Source organism: Flavobacterium sp. FG68 (genome assembly GCF_057808895.1).
In genome coordinates, this window is record NZ_JBMDIY010000010.1 from 48,476 (window position 1) to 71,102 (window position 22,627).

Annotated in this window: 21 protein-coding genes; 8 read left to right on the forward strand and 13 right to left on the reverse strand. The window is 33.7% G+C overall.

Going from position 1 to position 22,627, the window contains the following annotated elements; translation table 11 throughout:
• The first annotated feature begins 48 nt into the window (after nucleotides 1-48).
• From ACODSB_RS08445 to ACODSB_RS08460, 4 genes are all read left to right on the forward strand, one after another.
• A complete protein-coding gene (locus ACODSB_RS08445) occupies nucleotides 49-480 on the forward strand; it encodes a hypothetical protein (RefSeq protein WP_488936722.1) in 432 nt (143 codons plus the stop codon).
• Nucleotides 450-1,850 carry an exopolysaccharide biosynthesis polyprenyl glycosylphosphotransferase gene (locus tag ACODSB_RS08450; protein ID WP_488936723.1) on the forward strand — a complete coding sequence of 467 codons (1,401 nt, stop codon included), beginning with the start codon at nucleotides 450-452 and terminating at the stop codon, nucleotides 1,848-1,850. The genes ACODSB_RS08445 and ACODSB_RS08450 overlap by 31 nt, the downstream gene beginning before the upstream one ends.
• Nucleotides 1,851-1,868: 18 nt before the next feature.
• A complete protein-coding gene (locus tag ACODSB_RS08455) occupies nucleotides 1,869-2,072 on the forward strand; it encodes a hypothetical protein (protein ID WP_053470206.1) in 204 nt (67 codons plus the stop codon).
• A 471-nt stretch (nucleotides 2,073-2,543) separates the two neighbouring features.
• Complete coding sequence (locus ACODSB_RS08460) at nucleotides 2,544-2,942, forward strand: hypothetical protein (RefSeq protein ID WP_123959181.1); 399 nt, start codon at nucleotides 2,544-2,546, stop codon at nucleotides 2,940-2,942.
• A gap of 82 nt (nucleotides 2,943-3,024) precedes the next feature.
• On the opposite strand, the gene ACODSB_RS08465 is transcribed toward ACODSB_RS08460, so the two are convergent.
• Nucleotides 3,025-4,458 carry a Dyp-type peroxidase gene (locus ACODSB_RS08465; protein WP_488936724.1) on the reverse strand — a complete coding sequence of 478 codons (1,434 nt, stop codon included), beginning with the start codon at nucleotides 4,456-4,458 and terminating at the stop codon, nucleotides 3,025-3,027.
• 79 nt (nucleotides 4,459-4,537) lie between these two features.
• Nucleotides 4,538-4,990 carry a hypothetical protein gene (locus tag ACODSB_RS08470; protein ID WP_123924567.1) on the reverse strand — a complete coding sequence of 151 codons (453 nt, stop codon included), beginning with the start codon at nucleotides 4,988-4,990 and terminating at the stop codon, nucleotides 4,538-4,540.
• A gap of 274 nt (nucleotides 4,991-5,264) precedes the next feature.
• Between ACODSB_RS08470 and ACODSB_RS08475 the strand changes: the two genes are divergently transcribed.
• Entirely contained in the window at nucleotides 5,265-6,086 is an 822-nt protein-coding gene (locus tag ACODSB_RS08475) for a phospholipase A (RefSeq protein WP_488936725.1), read from the forward strand.
• A 9-nt stretch (nucleotides 6,087-6,095) separates the two neighbouring features.
• Here the strand turns inward: ACODSB_RS08475 and ACODSB_RS08480 are convergent, their stop codons facing one another.
• Together ACODSB_RS08480 and ACODSB_RS08485 are read right to left on the reverse strand one after the other, a co-directional pair.
• Nucleotides 6,096-6,863 carry a ThuA domain-containing protein gene (locus ACODSB_RS08480; RefSeq protein ID WP_488936726.1) on the reverse strand — a complete coding sequence of 256 codons (768 nt, stop codon included), beginning with the start codon at nucleotides 6,861-6,863 and terminating at the stop codon, nucleotides 6,096-6,098.
• 29 nt (nucleotides 6,864-6,892) lie between these two features.
• Nucleotides 6,893-8,668, reverse strand: coding sequence for a glycoside hydrolase family 9 protein (locus ACODSB_RS08485; RefSeq protein ID WP_488936727.1), 1,776 nt, complete (start codon nucleotides 8,666-8,668; stop codon nucleotides 6,893-6,895).
• 298 nt (nucleotides 8,669-8,966) lie between these two features.
• On the opposite strand from ACODSB_RS08485, the gene ACODSB_RS08490 reads away from it, so the two are divergent.
• A complete protein-coding gene (locus ACODSB_RS08490) occupies nucleotides 8,967-10,070 on the forward strand; it encodes a fatty acid desaturase family protein (protein ID WP_488936728.1) in 1,104 nt (367 codons plus the stop codon).
• Nucleotides 10,071-10,385: 315 nt separating this feature from the next.
• Nucleotides 10,386-12,662 carry a lipocalin-like domain-containing protein gene (locus tag ACODSB_RS08495; protein WP_488936729.1) on the forward strand — a complete coding sequence of 759 codons (2,277 nt, stop codon included), beginning with the start codon at nucleotides 10,386-10,388 and terminating at the stop codon, nucleotides 12,660-12,662.
• Between the two features lie 9 nt (nucleotides 12,663-12,671).
• On the opposite strand, the gene ACODSB_RS08500 is transcribed toward ACODSB_RS08495, so the two are convergent.
• Nucleotides 12,672-14,423, reverse strand: a complete 1,752-nt coding sequence (locus tag ACODSB_RS08500; protein ID WP_488936730.1) for a CocE/NonD family hydrolase — start codon at nucleotides 14,421-14,423, stop codon at nucleotides 12,672-12,674.
• A gap of 76 nt (nucleotides 14,424-14,499) precedes the next feature.
• Between ACODSB_RS08500 and ACODSB_RS08505 the strand changes: the two genes are divergently transcribed.
• Nucleotides 14,500-15,153, forward strand: coding sequence for a M15 family metallopeptidase (locus ACODSB_RS08505; RefSeq protein ID WP_488936731.1), 654 nt, complete (start codon nucleotides 14,500-14,502; stop codon nucleotides 15,151-15,153).
• Here ACODSB_RS08505 and ACODSB_RS08510 read toward each other — a convergent pair whose 3' ends face one another.
• The 8 genes from ACODSB_RS08510 to tsaD form a co-directional block, all read right to left on the reverse strand.
• The gene (locus tag ACODSB_RS08510; protein WP_053470195.1) at nucleotides 15,154-15,720 is read right to left on the reverse strand and encodes a hypothetical protein; all 567 of its coding nucleotides are present in this window, start codon (nucleotides 15,718-15,720) and stop codon (nucleotides 15,154-15,156) included.
• 7 nt (nucleotides 15,721-15,727) lie between these two features.
• On the reverse strand, nucleotides 15,728-16,909 hold the full coding sequence (locus ACODSB_RS08515) for a THUMP-like domain-containing protein (protein ID WP_488936732.1): 1,182 nt from the start codon (nucleotides 16,907-16,909) through the stop codon (nucleotides 15,728-15,730).
• A 2-nt stretch (nucleotides 16,910-16,911) separates the two neighbouring features.
• Entirely contained in the window at nucleotides 16,912-18,003 is a 1,092-nt protein-coding gene (locus ACODSB_RS08520) for an AI-2E family transporter (protein WP_180858689.1), read from the reverse strand.
• 112 nt (nucleotides 18,004-18,115) lie between these two features.
• Nucleotides 18,116-19,078, reverse strand: coding sequence for a zinc metalloprotease (locus tag ACODSB_RS08525; protein ID WP_488936733.1), 963 nt, complete (start codon nucleotides 19,076-19,078; stop codon nucleotides 18,116-18,118).
• A gap of 300 nt (nucleotides 19,079-19,378) precedes the next feature.
• The gene (locus ACODSB_RS08530; RefSeq protein ID WP_488936734.1) at nucleotides 19,379-19,885 is read right to left on the reverse strand and encodes a TrmH family RNA methyltransferase; all 507 of its coding nucleotides are present in this window, start codon (nucleotides 19,883-19,885) and stop codon (nucleotides 19,379-19,381) included.
• A gap of 12 nt (nucleotides 19,886-19,897) precedes the next feature.
• Entirely contained in the window at nucleotides 19,898-20,536 is a 639-nt protein-coding gene (locus tag ACODSB_RS08535; protein ID WP_488936735.1) for a DUF4159 domain-containing protein, read from the reverse strand.
• A 197-nt stretch (nucleotides 20,537-20,733) separates the two neighbouring features.
• Entirely contained in the window at nucleotides 20,734-21,447 is a 714-nt protein-coding gene (locus tag ACODSB_RS08540) for a 16S rRNA (uracil(1498)-N(3))-methyltransferase (RefSeq protein ID WP_488936736.1), read from the reverse strand.
• A gap of 2 nt (nucleotides 21,448-21,449) precedes the next feature.
• Complete coding sequence (gene tsaD / locus ACODSB_RS08545; protein WP_053470189.1) at nucleotides 21,450-22,472, reverse strand: tRNA (adenosine(37)-N6)-threonylcarbamoyltransferase complex transferase subunit TsaD; 1,023 nt, start codon at nucleotides 22,470-22,472, stop codon at nucleotides 21,450-21,452.
• Between the last annotated feature and the right edge of the window lie 155 nt (nucleotides 22,473-22,627).

Consider the following 22,627-nt stretch of genomic DNA (forward strand, 5'->3'; position numbering starts at 1 on the left):
CACCCCAAATACTAAAAGCACATTTACTAAAAAATTAAATAGTGAACAATGTTTCAAAAAATAGTTCTGTTGATATTGCTTGTCGTTATTGGTGTTGTTTTCTATTTTTCCTGGCTGCCCGATCCTAGTTTAAGAACCGAAAGTTACCTGCCAAGATGGCTTTTAAACTGGAGTAATCATTATTACAATCTACGCACTGCTGTCCCTTTTTTAGCCGTTGGTTTTCTGTTAGAAGCATATGTACAGCAAAAGAGCCCGAATGAAACAAATCAAAGCAAAAATTTAAACTTTATACAAAACATAGGCATCGCTGCCATAATTGTTTGTATAGCCGAAGGAGGACAGTTTATAGTTCAAAAAAGAAACCCCGATATAATGGATGTTTTTTATGGAATTATAGGAAGTATAGCAGGAGGATTGTTTTACAATTTATTCAAAAAATTAAAAAAATGCGAAACAGACATAAATTTACCTTCATAATCTGCTGTGCAATTGCAGACATGATCGCTATGATACTTGGTACTATAGTGTTCCTGAATTTTGCAAGCGAAGAGAGGATTGGCTGGAATGCTTTGCTTTTGGATAAAATGATTCCTATTACAATTTTAAGCTGGTTATTCTCAGTAACTTATTTTCAATTGTATCGAATAGATGTTCTTTTTAGTCTGGAATATTTTTTTCGCAACAGCTGGCGTGCTTTTTTTACACAGAGAATCTTGTGGCACAGTTATATTTTTATTTTTCAGGATAACGTTCTTTACTTTTTTGGAAGTCGGGCAAACCTTTTTCAATTGAGCTTTTTGCTATTCTATTTTCTGCTTTCCAGAATTTTATTTACACTGGTAATAGGAGAAATTAAAGGATGGGTTTTTAAACAATATACAGTTGCTATATGGGGATTTAATAAAACGAGTATTGAGTTAGCTTCTCATCTGGAAACAAATTCTTTTTTTATTCAATTTTTGGGTATTCTTAATGAAAATTCGACTGCAGATTATAAAAGCAATGAAGAATTTAGCGAAGCACTTTCTGAAGCCATTCATAATGCATCCAGAGATCATATTAATGAATTGTACATTGTATCCAAACCTGATTTTATTTCAGATTTAAACTATTTTTTTGAGCTTGGTGACAAATACTGCATGCGTTTAAAATTTGTCCCTGACTTTTCATCCATCTCAAAAAAACATTTTAACTCCAGTCATTTAAATAATTTCCATGTTATTAAACCTCGTTTTGAGCCGTTACAAAATGCTTATAACAGATTGATTAAAAGAATATTTGATATTGTTTTCAGCCTTATGGTGATTGTTTTTATCATGTCCTGGCTTTATCCTTTACTGGCTATTTTGATTAAAAGACAGAGCAAAGGCCCGGTTTTATTTAAACAAATGCGAACAGGCAAAAAAAATGAACCTTTTTGGTGTTATAAGTTTCGAAGCATGTACATGAATTCCGGAGATGAAAGTCAGCAGGCCAGAAAAGGAGATTCGAGAGTTACGCCAATTGGAAAATTCCTGCGAAGGACAAGTTTAGATGAAATGCCCCAGTTTTTTAATGTTTTGATGGGAAATATGAGTATTGTTGGGCCGCGCCCGCATATGATTAAACACACAACAGATTACAATTGTCATATCAATAATTTTATGGTTCGCCATTTTGTAAAACCAGGAATTACAGGATTAGCTCAGGTTTCGGGACTTAGGGGAGAAACCAAAAGAGTAGTCGACATGAAACGCCGCGTTACTACAGACATACAATATCTGCAGCGCTGGAGTTTAATTACAGATATTAAGATTTGCTTGTTAACCGTTATTGTGACTCTGAAAGGAGATAAAAATGCTTTTTAAATTTAAAAACTAGAAATTATGGACATTACTAATTACTTTATTGGTGTACTCACAGGAGTTTCTGTGACAACCTTTTTTATTGGAAAAGAATGGTATAGATATTATACTAAATACACGATTCAGCAAAAACAACTCGACAGGGTTTTGAAATTGAATGATAAAATAAAAAAGCTAAAAAGCTTAAGTACCGCAGATACACCAAACCTTAATGCAGGTATTTAAGATTTTCTAATTTACAATTTAACTCAAACACTTACTTACAGCTTAAAAAGAAAACAACAAGCCTTTTATTTTTTATGAAGTAAACATCTTCGTTGATTTTTTGATTCTTTACTAATATTTTTACCAAGAACCACCTACAAATAAACTGCACTCAAAAGTTTACACGATTTATAACCAAATAAGATAAAAATGAGCTCGATATATATATTGGGCTCATTTCCTTTTACATTTATCTTAATTCCTCATTGTTGTACTACCTTTAGACACTCTTTAATTTCTTGTTTTAAATATCCTTTTATCTTTTAAATTTCATGATATAAAAGTGGCTCTGATTTTATATTCCAAAGAAATTTTCTATCACTGTATTATTAAAATATAATTTATTTATAAGAAAAGTTAAATGCTAATTCTTAAGAGATGATCAGAAAAAAAAGAGTTTTAGTTAGGGACAATAAAGGGATTTTTTTAAAAATGTTTAAAAGAAAATTTAAAAATGACTTTGAATTTTCTGAAGACTCTTTTTTATTGAAAAACGAGAATAAATCAAACCAATACGATTATTCTGTATTTGTAATCTATGAGTATTCGGAACTCGTAGAATTTTTCAAATTAGAAAGTATAAAAGCAAATTTTATGGTTTGCCTGTTTAGTAAACACCTTTACAACAGCATGTCATTAATAGGCGAAATCAAAGGTTTATTTTTAATAGATGCCTCAAAAACCAAAATAGAAGTTTTGCAGGATTTAAAATTCAATTTTAAGAAATCCTCCAGCCACATTCCAAAATTACCGGATAAGAAATTTGTAATATCCAACATGATCGAAAAACAGCTCGAAATACTGCAGAGAGCACTGTATTTTATGATGTAAATAAACTCAATAAAAGCTAAAAACCATCCGCCGGCGCAGATGGTTTTTTTATTTTTTCTAACAACAATTTTTAACTAATTATTTACGCTTCGCCATTTGCTATTGCAGTAATTGCCGAAATAGAAGGCAGAAGCAAATAAGCCGTTCCACGGGTTACTACAAATTGAGGCAGAGGCCCATCGATAACAATGTTGTTTCCATCTTCCATAGGAATCGTAAAATTAGGATCGATATTGCCCGGTAGCGGCACAATACGATTCGCAACCAAAGGATCTTGCGGCGTATTTTCGGCAGGATCAAAAACATTGCTGAAATTATTCAAGTTAATCCATCCGTAAAGCGTTTCAAACTGACTGCTTAAATCACCACAAAGAAATAAACCAATCAATCCGCGGTCTGCTTTAGGATCAATTGATAAAGGCGGACCATACGGCATTCCTCGTCTTATAATACGCGGAACCGTATCTGAACCAGCTACTTCAACACCTTCATCACGTGGATTTGATACTCTTGTATGTGCAGAAAACGGACATTTAAGCCCTTGCATATCATCTTTTAAATAACCAAAATCAGTAGCTTTAGAAGTATCATGTTCCGGTTTGTCTGGCGAAAGTACTAATGGAGAACCATTTCTCCATCTTCCGCACATTTTCGCAGCAAGCCATTCTTCTGCATAATCCTTCGTGTTTTTAATTTGCGGTGCAATCGATTCAGCCTGTGTATCAAGAAAGTTATTAAAAGCTTCAACATCCTGATACAAAATTCGAAACGCATTATAACAGCCGTTTTTAGCAAAAGCAGCTTCCGGCCCTGAAAGTGGCCCCGGAATTGGATTTGGAAGCGTACTGTAACCTATTAAAAAGTTGTTGAGGTCTTGCTGATCTTTTCCCGCAGGATTATCATTCAAATTAGGTTCATCAATTGAATCCCTGTAGCGAAAATGAATATAATCGGATGGCACTAATAGATATTGCTCTAATCTTCCGCTTTCAGACTCTAATGGTTTCAACTCCGTAACCATTCCGTTGCTTTTCAGGGCGGCATCAGTTATAATGCCTACAATTTTTTCCTGTGCCGTTGGGTTCATTGCATACGCATGCACCACACAATGCACATCTTCATTACTGAATTTTTGATTCCACCATTGATCAGGTGCACCTGTACCATAATCTCCTAAAGACTGCTGTGCATTATTGACATCCCACGGGCCTTTTTTAAACGTAGAAGGAAAGCTGGAGTTTTGAACATTAAGACTTGGTTTTACAATCCCAATTCCGTTAGCCGTAAGACCAATATTTAGCATGATTTCAGGTTTTAAAGCGCCCCAGTCTTCTGCACTTTGCAGGTATGGAAGCAAATCCTTAAAAAAATCCTGAATATATTTTAAATTAGAAATGTCGTTATCGAATTTAAAAAGCATATGTACAGAACACGGATGCGTATAACCGTTTATGATAAGGCCTTGTATATCGCTTAATTCTGGTGCTGCAGCCTGAGGTGTTTGTGTATAATTCATAAGATTAAGTTTTGGGTTAAAGAAAAAAACAGCCGGATCAAATGACACAGCTGTAATTATGAATACTTTTTCTTATTTATTATTTAGAAAACTTAGCTACAATTTGCTTTACAGATTGTGGATAAGCATAATAAAGATCCTGAGACTGGCTAAGATTACGTTCATTAATAAAATTAGAGAAAATCGTATATGTAATATCGTCCGGGTTAGTTGGGAAATCTGCCGGTTTGTTTGCCCATAAGGTAATAACTAAAATAAATGCGGCTCTAATAGTAGTCGAATTATTAAAAAATGCTTCTAAGTAAGAATTCATATTTCCGTCAAATTCTGTAATAATTAAAATTCCCGCAATACCTTTTCCGTCAGTATTAGGTACAAGGGCAATTCGTGCATAATGCACAATCGCCATTTTATCCAGAGAAGCTTTTGTTATAGGATTATTAAAATTTTCATAAGCTGTCTGAGCTGTTGCCTGTGCTTCGTCAGTTTGATAAATAGGAACATACATGGTTAATGGATTCACGGTTTGCATAATAGATTCTGTTTTTTGGATTTTGCTTACTCTTTGTTCCCGTTTTCAGCATCGCGGGTAATTGAGGTGATTGAAGCCGAAATTACTCGAGATAGAAAAGGCATTTAAAAAAAATGACACCAAGCGGAAATTATCAGTCATAAAAGAGACTTTATGCGGGATATTTCTATGATTAAGTTTATTGGGTTAACTCTTGTTTTTATTGCGTTAATACGATTAATCGAGACAGAGTACATTTAATTATTAAAAATACGCCTCAACTTAAATTATAAGAATGTACTTTAAATACCTATTGACTTGTATCGTTTTGTTTTCAATTAATGCAAATTCACAAATTGTAGAAGAAAAAAAGAATTTCCGCGCCGCAGATTCACTGTTGAAAGAATCCAGTTTTTCGGTTCACAGAGATAATTATTTTTTGACAGGTGTACCCGTAAATGAAGCAATTACCCGAAATTCTGCCGACGTAAAATACCAGATCAGTTTTAAACTGCGATTAACTTCAAAACCGTGGGTGGGTGGTTTTTTTCCTTATTTAATGTATACTCAAAAAGCGTTTTGGGACATTTACGCCAACTCAAAACCATTTTCTGAAATCAATTTTAATCCCGGTTTTGCCGTTGTACGCCCGTTTTATTTAAAAGGAGGAAGGCTTACTTACGGAACAATTTCTTTAGAACATGAATCAAACGGGAGAGATTCTATTTATTCCAGAACTTGGAACATGCTTGCCTTTTCGTTAAAATCGCAGGTTTCTCCTCGATGGACTGTCGGAATCAGAGGATGGATTCCGCTTGTTGATAAAGAAGATAATCCTGAATTGACCAAATATGTAGGTTACGGCGAAGCCAGCGCAACGTATCAAATACAACCCGGACGCTGGAGTGCCGATATTCTCTTTAGAAAGGGCAGCGGACTTATTAATTACGGATCTTTGCAGACACAGGTAAACTGGAAACCCTTTAAACATGAAAATTATTATCTCACGCTGCAATGGTTTGTAGGTTATACCGAAAGTTTAATAGATTATCAGGAACACAAAAGTATGGTGCGTTTAGGATTTACGATCAAACCTGAAAATATGGGAATTTTTTAAGCAGAAAAATCATTTTTTACTCGCTGCCCAAAAAATAGAATTTCTCAAAAGAGTAGTGTAAGCCTCATTCTCAAACAATTCAGGAGAATGTCCCATAAAAATATAAACGTTTCGGGATTTAAAATGGTCGTTTGTCCACACAACCGGATGATCGCCCATTTTTATTTTGGAATCAGGTTCATAAGTAGTTTCATCTACCGAAGCTAATACATGAACATTTGCTCGCGGACTTTTATTGTAAGTATACCATTCTTCTTTTTTGATCAAGAATTCAGGTGAAATTCCTTTGGTTACGGGATGCGATTTATCTTCAATATTCACTTTCGCATTCGCAAAAGTGGCAATGTAATTTTCAAAACGTATTCCTCCCATAAAATCAGAAAACCATTTCCACATGGGGTAACCATCAAATTCGCCTAATAAAGTAGCGTGATGCAAACCAACCCATCCGCCTTTGCAATCATTCATATATTTCTCAAATGCTTTCATAGATTCCTCGCTCCAGGTATATGGAGGATAATCCAGCTGAATAAAAACCTTATATTGTTTTAAAAAAGCATCGTTAATTTTAGTCGTGTTTTCAATATAATCAATTGTAAAACTGCTGTCGGCTGCCAGTTTGTTCAGCCACGGTTTTGCGGCTTGGGAAAACGCTAAATGATGTCCGCCGTTTTCATACAAAACCAAAGCTTTAAACTTAGATTTTTTTGATTTCTGTGCGGTACAATCAACCTGAAAAATGAAGATTGTTATAAATAAGATTAGAAATTTTTTCATCTAATAATTGAGGTTTTTTTATCTAATTTTTATTTGTCTGCCAAAGCAGTAATGGCTTGTAAAAACCACGCAGAATGCGGAATCCATTGTTCTGTCCAGCGCCATTCGTCATTGCCGTCAACATCCATTTTAAAATCAATTCCGGAACCGTCTGGATTTCCTTCTTTACCCGTAATTCCGTTAGAAATTCCGCCTTTCTCAGAACCATGACCATAATTTGAATGCATATACGGCACATTGGTTTCTCCAAATTCATATAAAAAACATACCGAATACGGATTGCAGCCTAAAATCCATGATAATTGCTGCGAAGCATATAAATCAAGCGGTTTTTTCTCAGCGCCATTATTTTTTACAGCAACTACTTTACCGCCTTCAATTGCAGCTGTTGCCAGCGATGCTAATCGGGCATTTTCTCCCTGCCACCACCAGCCGGTTTCATTATCATGCGGAATAAAAAAGCCATCTTGTACTTTGCCGTTAAACAAGAAACTTTGGCGTGCATAACCAAACGGATTTTCTACATTATTGGTAACAGCTAAATTATATTCTAAAGCTTTTTTGATCACGTTTTTGGCATTCTTTATTTCGTTGCTGTCGGTTTCTTTTTTCAAATATCTTGTCAAAGAAACTATTGGTAAACCTGCATCTGCAGCATGCCAAAACGGACGATTTCCGTCATTACTTCTAAACCAGCCTTGATCTGTCATTCGGTTTTCGAGATTGTGTGCCCATTTTCTCGCTTCATTTTTATAGAAATTATCATTGGTCGCAATCCATAATTCCGTTGCCGCCATTAAAGCACAATAATCATCAATAATATTTTCTTTTCCGTCATCATCATATTTAGTATTATTTACTAAAAGATGCGCATAAGCACGTTTTGCTCCGTCTAAATATTGCTGAGAGGTAAAATCACCGTTTTTCTTCCATTGCGAAATTCTGGCTAATGAAGCTATTGCCATTCCTGCGCCTTCCCGAAAAGCACTTTGATATTCATCTGTAGTTACACTATTGGCTTTAAGCCCAACAATTCTTCTCGCAGCAGGATTTTTATCAAAATAACTGAAAACGATCATATAAAAATAATCCTCATTTGATAAACAGCGCATCATATAATCTGCTCCCCAAATAGCTTCGTTATCTAAGGAATCTTTTATTTTCCATTGCGTCAACTGTTTCGGAAGTGTTTCTGAGGTATTAATAAGCGACCATGTTACCAAAGGTGTCTGCTGCGGAGAAACAAAATTAGCATAAGCCAAATGCGAAAAATATTTACTCACATCGCCAGATGCATCACACCATCCGCCGCGAACATCTGCTGTTTTTGTGCTGCCGTATAAAATTATGTTTTTGTCGGCTTCGAGTTCTTCGGGCGTATTGGCTCTTTGTTTATTGTAATAATGAACTATGGAAGAGATAACTCGTTTTGCCAGTATATTTTCTTCAATCGAAAATTTCTCCGAAGCATAAATTTGATCTGCAACTTTAAAAGTAATTTTATAAGTTCCGGTTTTTTGAAAAGAAGAGAAATCAGCTTTATAAAATTTTTCACCAAGCTTCCAGTCGTCCACATTTTGCGGTTTCCCAATTAATGCTGTAAATACTGTTTTATGAGTTTGAGTATCAACAACATCAAAAGATGTATTTTCACTAAGATTACTGGGATATGCTATAATGGCTATTTTGGGGCTTTTCGGATCAAAACCAACCTGATTTACATAAATTCTGGTATTACTATATGCCATTATAGAAAGAAACAGCACTATAATGAGATATCTAAATTGCTGACGGAGTTTTAGCATAGTTTATTTTTTTATAAAGCAAATTACAAAAAAGTGAAAATTTATACTGCTTTTCTGTTCTTCTAAATTTCATTAAAAAATCAGGAATAACTTTAGGAACTTATTTTTACTGCGATTGTAAGTAAAATCAAGATAAAAGTGATGTGTATTTGATGTGCTTTTTATTGCAAAACAAAAAAGTAAGAAACAATTTCTCTTGAGAAGTTTTAATAATTTATTTTGTTTGTAATGTTTTGAAATCGTGTGTTTTAACTTTTTTTTATTAAATTTGATATGACAATTTCTAGCAATAGTGATTATGGAAAAATTAAAACGCCCGGTTTATCTTAGAGCTGGTACTGATGATTTTTTTAGAAAAATGCGCAACGAAGTCACCGAAACGGTACTGCAAAATTCATCATTGTACCTTTTAAATGTTATAAAGTCTTTAGGTCTTTTGGTTTTGTTTTTTTTATTTTATGGCTGTATTTTATTTTTTGGAAACAGCACACCTTTACTTTTTCTTTTTTATATTTTGTGTGGTTTTACCATGATTGTGCTTTTTATAAATGCCTTTCATGATGCTGCACACGGAGCTTTATTTAAAAGAGCAAAACACAACGAATGGTTCTTGTATGTTTTAGAACTTTTTGGCAGTAATCACTGGCTCTGGATGCGCCGCCACATCAATCTGCATCATGCTTATCCAAACGTTCCCGATTGGGATATTGATATCAAACAAAGCGATATTATCAGGATTTTTCCAAACAGTCCTGTTCTTAAATATCATAAATACCAGCACATTTATATGTGGTTTATTTATCCGTTTTACAGTTTAAACTGGATTTATATTAGGGATTTTAAAGATTTTTTTGGAAAGAAAAACAATTACGTCAAAAAGATTGTAGACAACATTCCGCGAAAGCAGGTATTTATATTATTTGCGGCAAAAATTTTAAACTTGTTTTATATTCTTTTTATTCCGATGATTTTGCTCAATCAGCCTTGGTATTTAGTTTTGGCTGGTTGGTTTTCCATGCATTTATTCGGAAGCGTTTTGGGAGTTGTAGCACTAGTTTCTACACATGTTGATGAAGACGCCAATTTTCCCGGAACAGACGAAGATGGAAATCTCTCTGCAACCTGGGCCTTACATCAAATGATTGTAACCAAAGATTTTAGTACTAACAGCAAACTGGCTAATTTTTTATACGGAGGTTTTACGCATCATGTAGCACATCATCTTTTTCCGGGTGTCGGCCATACTTATTATCCCTACATTACGCCAATAATAATAAAATATGCTCAGGAATATGATCTTCCATATACTTCCTATCCTTTTTATCATGCCGTGCGCTCGCACTTCAGAATGCTGAAAAATAAAGGTGTTAAAGAGAATATTTTAATGACAGGAGAGATTTAAAATTTCGATTACTTCTTACTTACAGAAATCAATAATCAATTGATTTATATTTGTTTATTATTAATTTTCTGTTATTCAGTAAAATACACGTAAATCTACGGGTATAAAATCAATTTAAATACATTAACTTTATTCTTACAAAATCACACTTTAATAAAATAGCGTTGGTTTTTTATTGCAGCTTAGTAAAAGTAAGTAGCGTTGCCTGTTTTGAGTTGTGGTACAGCATTCAATTTTTAATACTGTTTTCGTTATCGATGAAAATTCGAAAAGCGGGATAGAATATTGTTTTTAATAACTAATATGTCCAGCATTATGAAAAAAGAAACCTATGCACAACAAACAAACCTCGAAGAAATTTCATCTCATTATCCTTCAACCTGGCCGGCTGATGGCCCAATCGATTTAAATATTCATGATCTTCCGCACCATGGATCTGTAATTGAATGGTGGTATCAAAATTGTCATCTTACTTCTAAAGAGGGTAGGAAAATGTCTTTATTCGCTTCTTTTTTTAGAGTGGGAGTAAAAGATGATATAACAGGAAATTTGAACTATGCACATTCTGTAATCTGGTCTTTATCAGATAAAACTGCTGGAAAATATTATATGGATTCTCTTTTAGATCCTGTTACTCCAACAGAAATATTGAAACTTATCAAAAAAAGTGACGAAAGAAATGAGGGAAACAAATCTATTCGTAATGCTTTAAAAGAAGTGTATGAAAAGGGAAACATAGCCTTGCCGGACAAACTTTTAAAACAACCTGCAAAAATTGGTCTAGAAAGTCTTTCACTTCAATATGATGAGAATTTTTTTAAAAAAGAAAAAGAAGGACTCTATCACTTAAAACTTGAAAATCAAATAAATGTTGTGAGCTGTAAACTTGATTTTATTCCATTAACAAAACCCATACGGCACGGAAACAATGGATTTGTAAGTGGTATAAGGAAGGAAAAGATGTTTTACTATTTTATTCCAAAATGCGAAGTAACCGGAGAAGTTCAAATTGGTAATACGGTTTATAAAGTAGAAGGCAGCGGCTGGTATGATCATGAATTTAGTAAACCGGCAGATGAGGCTTCCACATTTGGCGACAAACATGAAATGGACTGGAATTGGATAGCCTTACAGCTAGACAATGGATATCAGTTATCAGGATATGATCTTTTTGATAACACAAAAAATGGCGAGCATACAGATGGTACTATAATTATTATTGATCCTGATGGAAATAGAATAAATACACAGGATTATTCATTTATACCAGAACAATACTGGACAAGTTCAAGGACTTTTATATCTTATCCTGTTTCGTGGAGAATTGAAATACCAAAACTGAATATTTTTCTTTCTATTTCGGCAGATTTCCCGGAGCAGGAATTTATTACGATTCTTTCTGCACCGGCATTTTGGGAAGGCTGCGTAAATGCTGCAGGTAACTTTATGGGAAATGAGGTTTCCGGATCTGGTTACATTGAAAGGAATGGATTTGGAACCAAAACAAACATCGAAAGTTTTTTAAAAGCGGTAGGTGATACCACCCAGAAAACGGTAGAATCTTTGCTTCCTTTAAACCCTACAGATGAACAGTTTTACAGGTTGGTTAATAGTGCATTAGGTATTGATTTTTTTAGTACGGCAGATAAAGAGCAATTTGTTTCTTCTGTTATTAAACCCATTAGGGAAATTACGGATCGTAGTAAAAAAGCCTGGAGATCTTATGTGTTTCTTGCCTGCATAGATAGTGTAGGAGGAAACTCGCAGCCGTTTATCGACTGGATGGCAATGCCGGAATTGATACATTCCGGATCTTTAATTGTAGATGATATCCAAGACAAATCAGATACTCGTAGAGGAGGTACGGCCCTGCATCTTCTTTATGGTGAACCACTTGCTATAAATGCGGGCAGTATTTGTTATTTTATAGGGGAATTATTTACGCGCTACCCTCGACTTACAGATGATATTAGGCTTAAATCATATGAACTGTATTTTGAAATGATGCGTGTGGCACATGCAGGTCAGGCAATGGATATTAGCGGACTTCATTTTTTAATGCCTGATTCAGTAACTAGCGGAGACAGCTCTGTGCTTGAAAAAAGGATTTACACCATACACCGATTAAAAACAGCAGCACCCGCTTGTACATTGGCCAAAATGGGAGGATTAATAGGAGGTGGAAAACCAGAAGAAATAGAAGCACTCAGCAGTTTTTTAGAAGCAATTGGTGTTGCTTACCAAATAATGGATGATGTACTGAATCTGGAAGGATATGAAAATAATCTTAAAGATAAAGGAGAAGATATTACAGCAGGAAAAATAACCATGCCAGTGGCAAAAGCAATGGGATTAATGCCATTAAATCAACGCGAATATGTATGGGAAACCATTCAGACACTGCCAACGGATAGGGCGGTAATTGCATCTGTAATTCATTTATTGCAAGATTGTGGAGCCATTGAAGCGTGCAGGCAAGAAGCAGATGAACTTGTAGAAACTGCATGGAAAAAGCTTGATCAAATCCTGCCGGATTCCTTTTTTAAAGTAAGATTACGGGCTTTTGGCTGGTATGCCTTAAAAAAGGAATGATTTTTAAATTCATTTCAAGACCGGAATTTTCACAAAACTATCATTATACCATTTTATCTGCAAAGGCACTTTTGCATCCAGAATAGTTTCATCGCTTACTTCTTTTCCGGTTCCGTAATTTAACTGCGAAAAGGGATTTTTATTTACGTTAACAGAAACCAATAGACGGCTTCCTTTCCTTAGTTGTTTACTGACGAAATGAGTGTTGGTAAAGGAAATTGTTTCTATTTTATCAGGTTCTAAAAGCTGTCTTTTTTCAATATCTTTTGCATAACTCGCGCGGCCTATGTAATACGATAAATGAAAATATTCACCATTTGGAGTAACTTCATAAAGTGTTACGCCCAGATCCATATCTTTTTTGTTGATGCTGCATTTGATTTCTCCCAAAAATGATCCGTTTACAATTAAAGGTTCTTTTAACGGTTCACTTATAAAAAAATAGCCGTCATATTTGCTGACTTCTTTTTGAATAATTGGACTTGGATAATAATTGTTATTACTCGTTTGTCGGTCTGCAAAATCTACTTCCTGCGATAGAAATTCTTTTTTCTTAGGTTTTTGAGAATCCGCTAAATGGAAATCTCCGGATTTATTTGCTGTTAAATAAAAAGTCAGGAAATTATTGTGCATTTTTTCGAATGACGGAGCACTTTTCCATTCATTCGTTCCCATAACTTCGTAGTTGATTTTATCTTTTAGAATTTCAGGTTTAGTGCCATTCTTCAAAATAAAATCAAACCATTGATACGTAATTTTTTTAATATCGATTAAAGCATTGGAGTCGACTTTGTAATCATTTAAAATAGCTTCGCCACCTATTTGAGTTCCAAAATGCCCATAAGGGCCAATTACAAGATAAAAAGGCGTTTTCGGACTATACTTTTGAAGTTCTTTTAAATAATATAAACTCGAGTTTTGAGAATCATTATAATAACCATCAAAAGCTAAAACAGGAATATTAATCTGCGAAAAATCATTTTTATAAGGTGCCATTTTCTGCCAGTAATCATCAAATGATGGATGTTTTATCCATTTTTGAAACCATCTGTTAGGCTCGCCGTCAATACTGTCTAATGTTTTATATGCTGTTCCGGCTTCCCACCATCTAAATTTTAATCCTCTAAAACGAGGCCTGTTATTATTGGTAACCGTATCAAGATATTTATTGTTCCCAACATAAAAAGCCCATTCGTAATTGGGGTTAACAAAAACATTATTTTCCATTGGCAATCCCATTCCGGGTCTGTTGGCAACATAAGGAACAATTGTTTTAAGCGCCGGATGCATTTTTTTACAAGCCGCCCATTGCGTAAAACCGTTATAACTTCCGCCATACATTCCAACGCTTCCGTTACACCATTTTTGTTTGCTGATCCAGTCAATTGCGTCATAAGCATCGTTAGCTTCATTTTCATACGGATCAATTTCGTTAGGGCTGAAACGCTTTCCACGAGAATAAACAATTACACCTGTATAACCGTTATCCACAGATTCTTTTATGGTTTTAAGATCTCTGCCTTTATCACGAACATAAATCGTGTATTGAAGAATTACAGGTTTTGGATCGGTATCATTCTTTTTCCGGGCAACCATTGCAGATAATATGGCACCGTCTCGTGTTGTAATCGAAACACTGTCCTGAATATCGTAATCACTTTCGTTACCTGCTAATTTTGTAGCTTTTGTCTGTTGGGCAGAAAGCCCGCAGATTGTAAAAAATAAACTCAGAAATAAAAACAATGCTTTATTATTCATCATTTGTAAGTTTTTTAGTTAAACGAATTTAATTATAAATTTATATATTTACTTTAATAATGACTCAAATTATAACTTCATGTTACATTTTATCAAATCTTCATTTTTTTTAATATGTTTTTGCTGTGGAATTTCTGCGAAAGCACAAAATGAATCGTATGCAGAACCAGTGCAGCATACCATTGAAGATACAAGTTTTGTAAACCTAAAAGATTACAGCAAAGACTTTATTTATGACATGAAATATGCCACAAAAGATAATTTCCTGAAGGCAAAAGTATATGATTGTGCAGAATGTTTCCTGCGATTAAAAACCGTAAAAGCTTTAGTCGCGGCCAATAAAGATTTTATCAAAAAAGGGTATAAAATAAAGCTGTACGATTGTTACAGACCTTTATCGATTCAGCAGAAAATGTGGGCGATTGTTTCGAATCCGGAGTATGTGGCAGATCCAAAAAAAGGCTCCATCCACAATAGAGGAGGAGCCGTAGATATTTCGTTAGTCGATGCAAACGGAAAGGAAATTGAAATGGGAACTGTTTTTGACTTTTTTGGTCCCGAAGCCGGTCACAACTACACTAAATTTTCTAAAAAAGTTTTATCAAATCGAAAATTTCTTAAAAAAATAATGATCCAGAACGGTTTCAATTCGTTTGATTCAGAATGGTGGCATTATAATTTAAAAACCGGATTAAAAGACCCGGTTGCGAATCAAAAATGGAATTGCGAATAATTACTCAACGCATCTGATATTCTGCATGAAATACGTATTTGGCTGATACGTTTTGTTATTCATTTCAGAAACTAATTCTCTTTTTACAATATAATCTTCTGTATCTGTAAGATATTTAATTCGCATAATCAAAACTGGCGAAGTTTTTAAATCTTCATAATTATCTTTCATAAACATAAAGATTCCGGTATTTACACGATTGTCAAAACCTTTGTCGTCGCGAATTAAAGTTCCGCAATTTTCCTGATTAATATGCAGCAGCGTAACAATTTTTCCGTTTTCTAATTGCAAATAAACTTTAGAATTTTTATCAAAACAATTCGCTTTTATAAAGTCTTTGCTTTTTTGAATAAGCTGTAAATTTAAAGTTGGTAAACCGTCTGTCTGCGCAAGCGAAAAGAAAACATAACTAAAAGTACCGCCAAAGTTTTTCTCACTTATCAAATATTCATTAGTTACTTTATAAGTTCCAATCGAGTCCGTTACATTGGCACTGTATTCACAAGGTTTTTGGGCAAATGCAGTAAAGGTTAATAAAAAAAGAGTTAGAGTAATTAGTTGTTTCATTTTAGATTTAGATTATTTTTCTGCAAATTAAAACTATTTTGCTTTCATTTTTATCTGTTGTAAAAAAACAATAAATATTTCCTCCATTTTTTATTTTCCATTTCTTCCTAATGTTTTCTACAGTTTCAGGAAAGTTGCGGGTTGTAACGTTTGCCTGCTGATTTAAAAGCTCCGTTTTCATCTCATTTTTGCTGTATGAAATTACTTTCTCAATCTCAAAACGGCGTCCCGGAAAATCAATTAAATCATCAGAAGTATATAAATGGGAATGTTTATGCAGTTTATTGATTTGGAATATTGTGCTTACTTCATCAAATCCGCCTGATTTCATTATTGCGGAATTAGCTTCGTAAAGATATTTTTGTGGAAGATGATAAGTTGGAAATGGAATATCATCACCTAAAACAAATTCAAACGTTTCTATTTTATCTTTTAAAATATTGGCTGTTTTTAAAGTTATATTGCCTGAATAATTTTTATGAATTTCAAAAAGCAATTCCTTAACTTCATTTTCGAGTGCGATGATATGAATGTTTTTTACAAATTTCAATTCAGATAAACCTGCGGAAATATCCAATAAAGGTGCGGTTTTAATTAAAATAGAATCAGCCTTTTCAAAATAAAAATCTAAAGATTCGGGAACATTTGGCAGACAGGCCTTCAGCATAAAAACTTTGCCTTTTGCATCATTTCTTCTGGAAGGATCAATATAAATCCAATCGAATTTCTGATTTGAATTATTTAAAACATTGGCAGAATCCTCGGCATAAAAACTGCAGTTTTCAACACCTAATTGTTGGAAATTATGTTTTACAATTGCAGATAAATCTTCATTTATTTCACAATGTGTAATAGTTTTAAACTGTTTGGAAAAATAATAATCATCAACACCAAAACCTCCTGTAAGATCAATTAAACTTTCTCCCGAAATCAAAGAAGCTTTATAAGCCGCCGTTTTTTCAGAAGAAGTCTGTTCTACAGAAATTTTACTGGGATAAATAATATTTTCTGTAGCGAACCAGGTTGGTAATTTGTCTTTAGCTTTTGACTTCGCTTCAATTTGGTTTAAAATTAAAATCCATTCTACCTCAGGAAAAGGATTTTTTTGAAGCGCTAATTTTGTAATGGATTCACTGCTATTCAGCGTTATAAAATCTTGAATATTTTTACTTAAAATAGAAGTGTTCAAAGCTAAATTCTTTCGGTTAAAACAGATATAATTTTGTTATCCGGAAAAAATTCTTTTAAAATTACTTTTATCATGGTAAAAAGCGGAACTGCGATAATCATTCCCACAATTCCAAAGGTAATGCCGCTAATTAAAGTAATCAGGAATATTTCCAGCGGGTGCGAATTTACACTTTTTGATGAAATTATAGGCTGACTGATATTATTATCGATTGCCTGAACTACTAAAAATCCAATTACAACATAAATAGTAGTTGGTAAAATTTCCGATCTAAAATCCTGACCAATTAAGCTGATCATAGTTAAAAGCGCAGCTAAAATAGTTCCAATAATAGGCCCGATATATGGAATGATATTTAAAACAGCACATAAAAACGCAATTACAAAAGCGTTTTTGTTTCCAAAAATGACTAAAACAATCAGATAAAGAATAAATACAACCGTTAATTGAAGCAAAAGTCCAATAAAATAACGTGTTAACATATGGTTTATCTTGGTGATAGAATTTATGATTTTGTCTTCATTTGAATCTGGGAGTAATTTTCTAGCTGTAGATTTAAAATCATCCTGATCTTTAATAAAGAAAAAAGTAATGAAGAATACCGAAACTAATCCCATTCCCATATCAGCCATAAAGTTCAAAATTGAATTAATAAAACCGGTAAAATAACTGAAATTCAACATCGAAGTAACTTTTGAATCTCTCAATACTTTATTTAAATCAAAATGCTGAATATTAAAGTAGGTTTCAATACTTTGCTCTGTTTCCATAAATTGTGTCTGCAATTGATTGGTATCTAAAAGCGATAAATTATTGGCCTGAGAAATAATTAACGGAACAAACAAAAAGATAAAGCCAACCATTAATAAAATAAAAATTACAATGGCGGTCGTCGCGGCAAGCGAATCTTTGAATTTTAATTTATTCTTTAAAAACAAAACCAGCGGATTTGATATTAGGCATAATATCAAAGAAATACACAAGTAAACAATTACAGTTTGTATTTCGTACAGAAAGTATAAAACAATACCAATTATTAATATGGTAGCTAATGCTCTCAAGATTCCGTTAGAAATAGTTTTTGATGTTATCATATTTAAATTTTAGACTATAAAAATAGGAAAAACCTTTTAATATTCCCGCTTTAAAATAAAAAAGCGAGATGTTTCCATCTCGCTTTATAAGGTATTTTAAGACTGTCTAAAATTATGGCTGTCCAAAAGAATATCTTGCACCTCCGCTTACGAAGATAGCAGCAATTCTGTTTTTCTGTCCGTTAGAGAACATATACATTCCAGCATCATCAGTGTAATCCATGTAGTTCATTGTCATTTCTACCGGAGTACCAGAACAAGTACTGTAGTGTGGATAAGCAGGAATACCATAGTTTGCAGTGTTGTGAGTTGGTGTATCTGAAACTAAATCGCTTCCGCAAGTTGCATCTCCCCAAATGTGACGTAAGTTCATCCAGTGTCCAACTTCGTGAGTACCAGTTCTTCCTAAGTTGTAAGGAGCATTTGCAGAACCAGACAATCCGAAATATTTAGAATCAATTACAACTCCATCTGTAGAAGAAGCTCCTCCTGGAAATTGTGCGTAACCTAAAATTCCGCCTCCAATAGTACAAGCCCATAAATTAAGCTTTGTAGTAGGAGAAGTTGGTGCTAAACCACCTTGAGCCGTTTTTTTCATGGCATCATTAGTTCCCCAAGAAGTTTTAGTTGTAGATTTTCTAATAACCTGATCTAAAACAAATGAAATTCCAACATTAGCTTTAACACCTGCGAAAAGAGCTGGTACGCTGTTATAATCAGAGTTTTGTGCGTTGAAATCTTTGTTTAGAACATCAATTTGAGATTGAATTTGAGCATTTGAGATATTCTCTGCAGTTGTTCTGTACAAAACGTTTACTACAACAGGAATTTGAATTTTACCATTTACAAGTTTCCCTGTAAGTAAAGTTTTGTTTGTAAAAGCTTCAATTTCGTTCATTCTAATCGCTAATGTAGGGTCAGCTTTTAACTGAGCTTCTAAAACATCCTGAGTTGCACAAGAGCGAAGTGTTGCTTTTGCAGCAGCAGCTTCAGATCCGCTTGAGTCAGCAGTTTGATCGTTTTGACAAGAAAACAGCACTAGTGCTGTAAATGCAGTAATAATAACTTTTTTCATAATAACGGGGTTTTTTGTTATAAAATAATAGTTTTGGTTAACCAGATCGCAATTTTATAACAAAATCATTTTGTAGCCAAATTTTTATATGGAATTATTTTTGAGAAATTTCGCAATCCCTTGTATAGTCTAGTTCCTACAAAAAAGTTAAAATTATTTTTATGATGTAAATTCTTATTTACGAATATTTTAAGAGTAAAAAAACTATAATTATATTGAAATTTAACCTTTTACTAAAACGTTTATCTAAGTTTTAACGTTTTTCCTACGTATTTCTACGTTTTTTAGAAAAGTGCATTTTTATGTTAAAGACTGTAAAGAAGTGATTTCGTATAACGCAATACTGGCAGCCTGAACAACATTCATACTGGAATTTTTTCCAAACATATTAATGTGCACAATTTGATCGCAGATTTTTAAAAGTTCATCTGAAATGCCATCAATTTCACTTCCAATTATAAGTGCCGTTTTTTTGTTTGGAATCGCAATTTCTCTTAGAGGTTTGCTATTGCTTGTAATTTCTAACGCAATAACTTCGAAATTGTTTTGCTGTAAGTAAGTAATTAATTCTGAAGTTTCTTCGATAATTTGATGCGGTACATGAAGATGTGTACTGCGGGAAGTTTTGTTGATTTTTCTCGGCGTAAGCGGAATATCTTTTCCAAGAAAAATAATATTTTCGACACCAAAAGCCTCAGAAATTCTAAAGAGTGAACCTATGTTTTGCTGAAAATAAATATGATCGCAAACCAGAGTTATAGGAAATGTTTTTCGCTCAAATTGATTTTCTTCGTGAGTAAGCTGCACTTTTAAAAAAGTTTAATTGGTAAAAATATAATTGATAATGTTAGCGCCCATTTTTAAGGCTTTGTCACGAACATTTGCAGGATCATTATGAACTTCAGAATCTTCCCAGCCATCGCCTAAATCACATTCATAAGTATACAATAAAACCAATTTATTTTCTACAAAAATTCCAAACGCCTGCGGACGTGTTCCGTCATGTTCGTGAATTTTAGGTAATCCGTTTGGGAACGGAAATGGTTTTTGAAAAATCGCGTGATTTGCAGGAATTTCAACTAAATTATTATTCGGAAATATTTTTTTGATTTCTTTTCGAATATATTGATCCATACCGTAATTATCATCAATATGAAGAAAACCGCCTCCGTATAAATAATTTCTAAGATTGGTTATGTCAGAATCGCTGAAAACAACATTTCCGTGTCCGGTCATGTGTACAAACGGATACGAAAGCAAATCAGGATTACTTGGCTCAACTGTTGAAGGTTTTGCTTTTATTCTGGTATTTATAGTAGAATTGCAAAAACGAATTAAATTAGGCAACGATGTTGGGTTTGCATACCAATCGCCGCCGCCGCTGTATTTAAGCAAAGCAATTTCCTGAGAAAAGGATGAGATTGAAAAAAGTAATAATAAGTAAAATATTTTTTTCATGTAATTGTATGTTTTTTTTGTCGTTTCCTTTTTTGTTATGAGTTTTTTTTGTCATTTCGACGAAGGAGAAATCTCCGCAAGAAACTCCTCATAGAAATTCATCAATCTTTGTCGAGCTGCTTACGGAGATTTCTCCTTCGTCGAAATGACAATATTGAGTTTAATTTGATCTCTGAAACGACAAATTTAAATTATCTTTAATTCGGTACTTCATTAAAAAACACAACACTATGGCAAGCTACAACCGCAGCCGTTTCTGTACGCAAACGTGTATTTCCTAAAGTAACCGGCTGATATTTATTTTCAATGGCCAAAGCTATTTCTTTTTCAGAGAAATCACCTTCGGGACCAATTAATAAAGTTACATCTTCATTTGGCTTTAAAGTTTCCTTCAAAGATTTTTTGTCGGTTTCTTCACAATGAGCAATAAATTGTAAACCTTCGTTTTTTTGTTTGACGAATTCTTTAAACGAAATGGCATCGTTTAATTTTGGCAGAAACGTTTGATTTGATTGTTTCATTGCCGATAAAATAATCTTTTCAAAACGCTCTAAATTAATCACTTTTCTTTCAGAACGATCACAGATTATAGGCGTAATTTCCTGAATTCCAATTTCTGTAGCCTTTTCTAAAAACCATTCAAAACGATCGTTCATTTTGGTTGGGGCAACGGCTAAATGCAGACGAAATTTTGGTTCTGGAGATTTTGTTATCGAACGAACGGCAACAATACATTTGTTGTCTGACGCCAGCGTAATTTCAGTTTCAAACAATAAACCAAAACCGTTTGTAACATGCAGAATATCTGAATCTTTCTTTCGTAAAACTTTGATAATATGTTTGCTTTCTTCTTTATCAAAAGAAAAACTTTCGGTTGTTTCGTCAATATCCGGATTGTAAAATAACTGCATAATTAAAATTGAATTCGCGCTTTAGAAACTACCGCAGAAGTTTCAAAACGACTTGATAAATATTTTTGATAGCCCACAATTCCAATCATTGCGGCATTATCTGTAGTATATTCGAATTTCGGAATAAAAGTTTTCCAGCCGTATTTGGCTTCGCTTTCTTTCAAAGTAGTTCTGATTCCTGAATTTGCCGAAACTCCTCCGCCAATCGCAATTTGCTTAATTCCGGTTTCTTTGACAGCTAGTTTTAGTTTGTCCATCAAAATTTCTATAATCGTATGCTGAATAGAAGCACAAATATCATTTAGGTTTTCATCCACAAAATTTGGATTCTCCAGTTTATTCTTTTGTATAAAATATAGAATCGCTGTTTTCAATCCCGAAAAACTAAAATCTAATCCAGGTACTTTAGGTTTTGTAAACGTAAAAGCTTTCGGATTTCCTTCTTTTGCATATTTATCAATCAAAGGTCCTCCCGGATAGGGAAGTCCTAATATTTTTGCACTTTTGTCAAAAGCTTCTCCAACGGCATCATCAGTGGTTTCACCAATAATTTCCATATCAAAAAAGCTGTTTACTTTTACAATCTGCGTATGTCCTCCGCTTATAGTTAAAGCCAAAAAAGGAAACTCAGGTTTATCGTAGCCTTCTTCATCAATAAAATGGGCTAAAATATGGGCATGCATATGATTTACAGCGATTAACGGAATATTTAATGCTAGTGATAATGATTTGCTGAAAGAACTTCCTACTAATAAAGATCCCATTAAGCCCGGACCTTGTGTAAAGGCAATGGCAGTTAGCTGTTCTTTTTGTACATTTGCTTTACGAAGTGCTGCGTCGATAACAGGAACTATATTTTGCTGATGGGCTCTCGAAGCTAATTCAGGAACCACACCGCCATATTGATTGTGAATTAATTGATTAGCCACAACATTTGAGAGAACTTTATCGTTATGTAAAACTGCGGCAGCAGTATCATCGCATGAACTTTCGATGGCTAGAATAAAAACCTCTGAATTTTGCATATAAAGGCACGAATTTTGAATTATATTTGACAAATCAAATTTTGAATTGCTTTGATTTGAAGCAGAGCCCCAAAATTAAAGAATTTTTATCAAAACAGCCGACCTTTGTCTGTTCAAATTAAATTAAAACAAAATCTATAATAATACCAGTTATC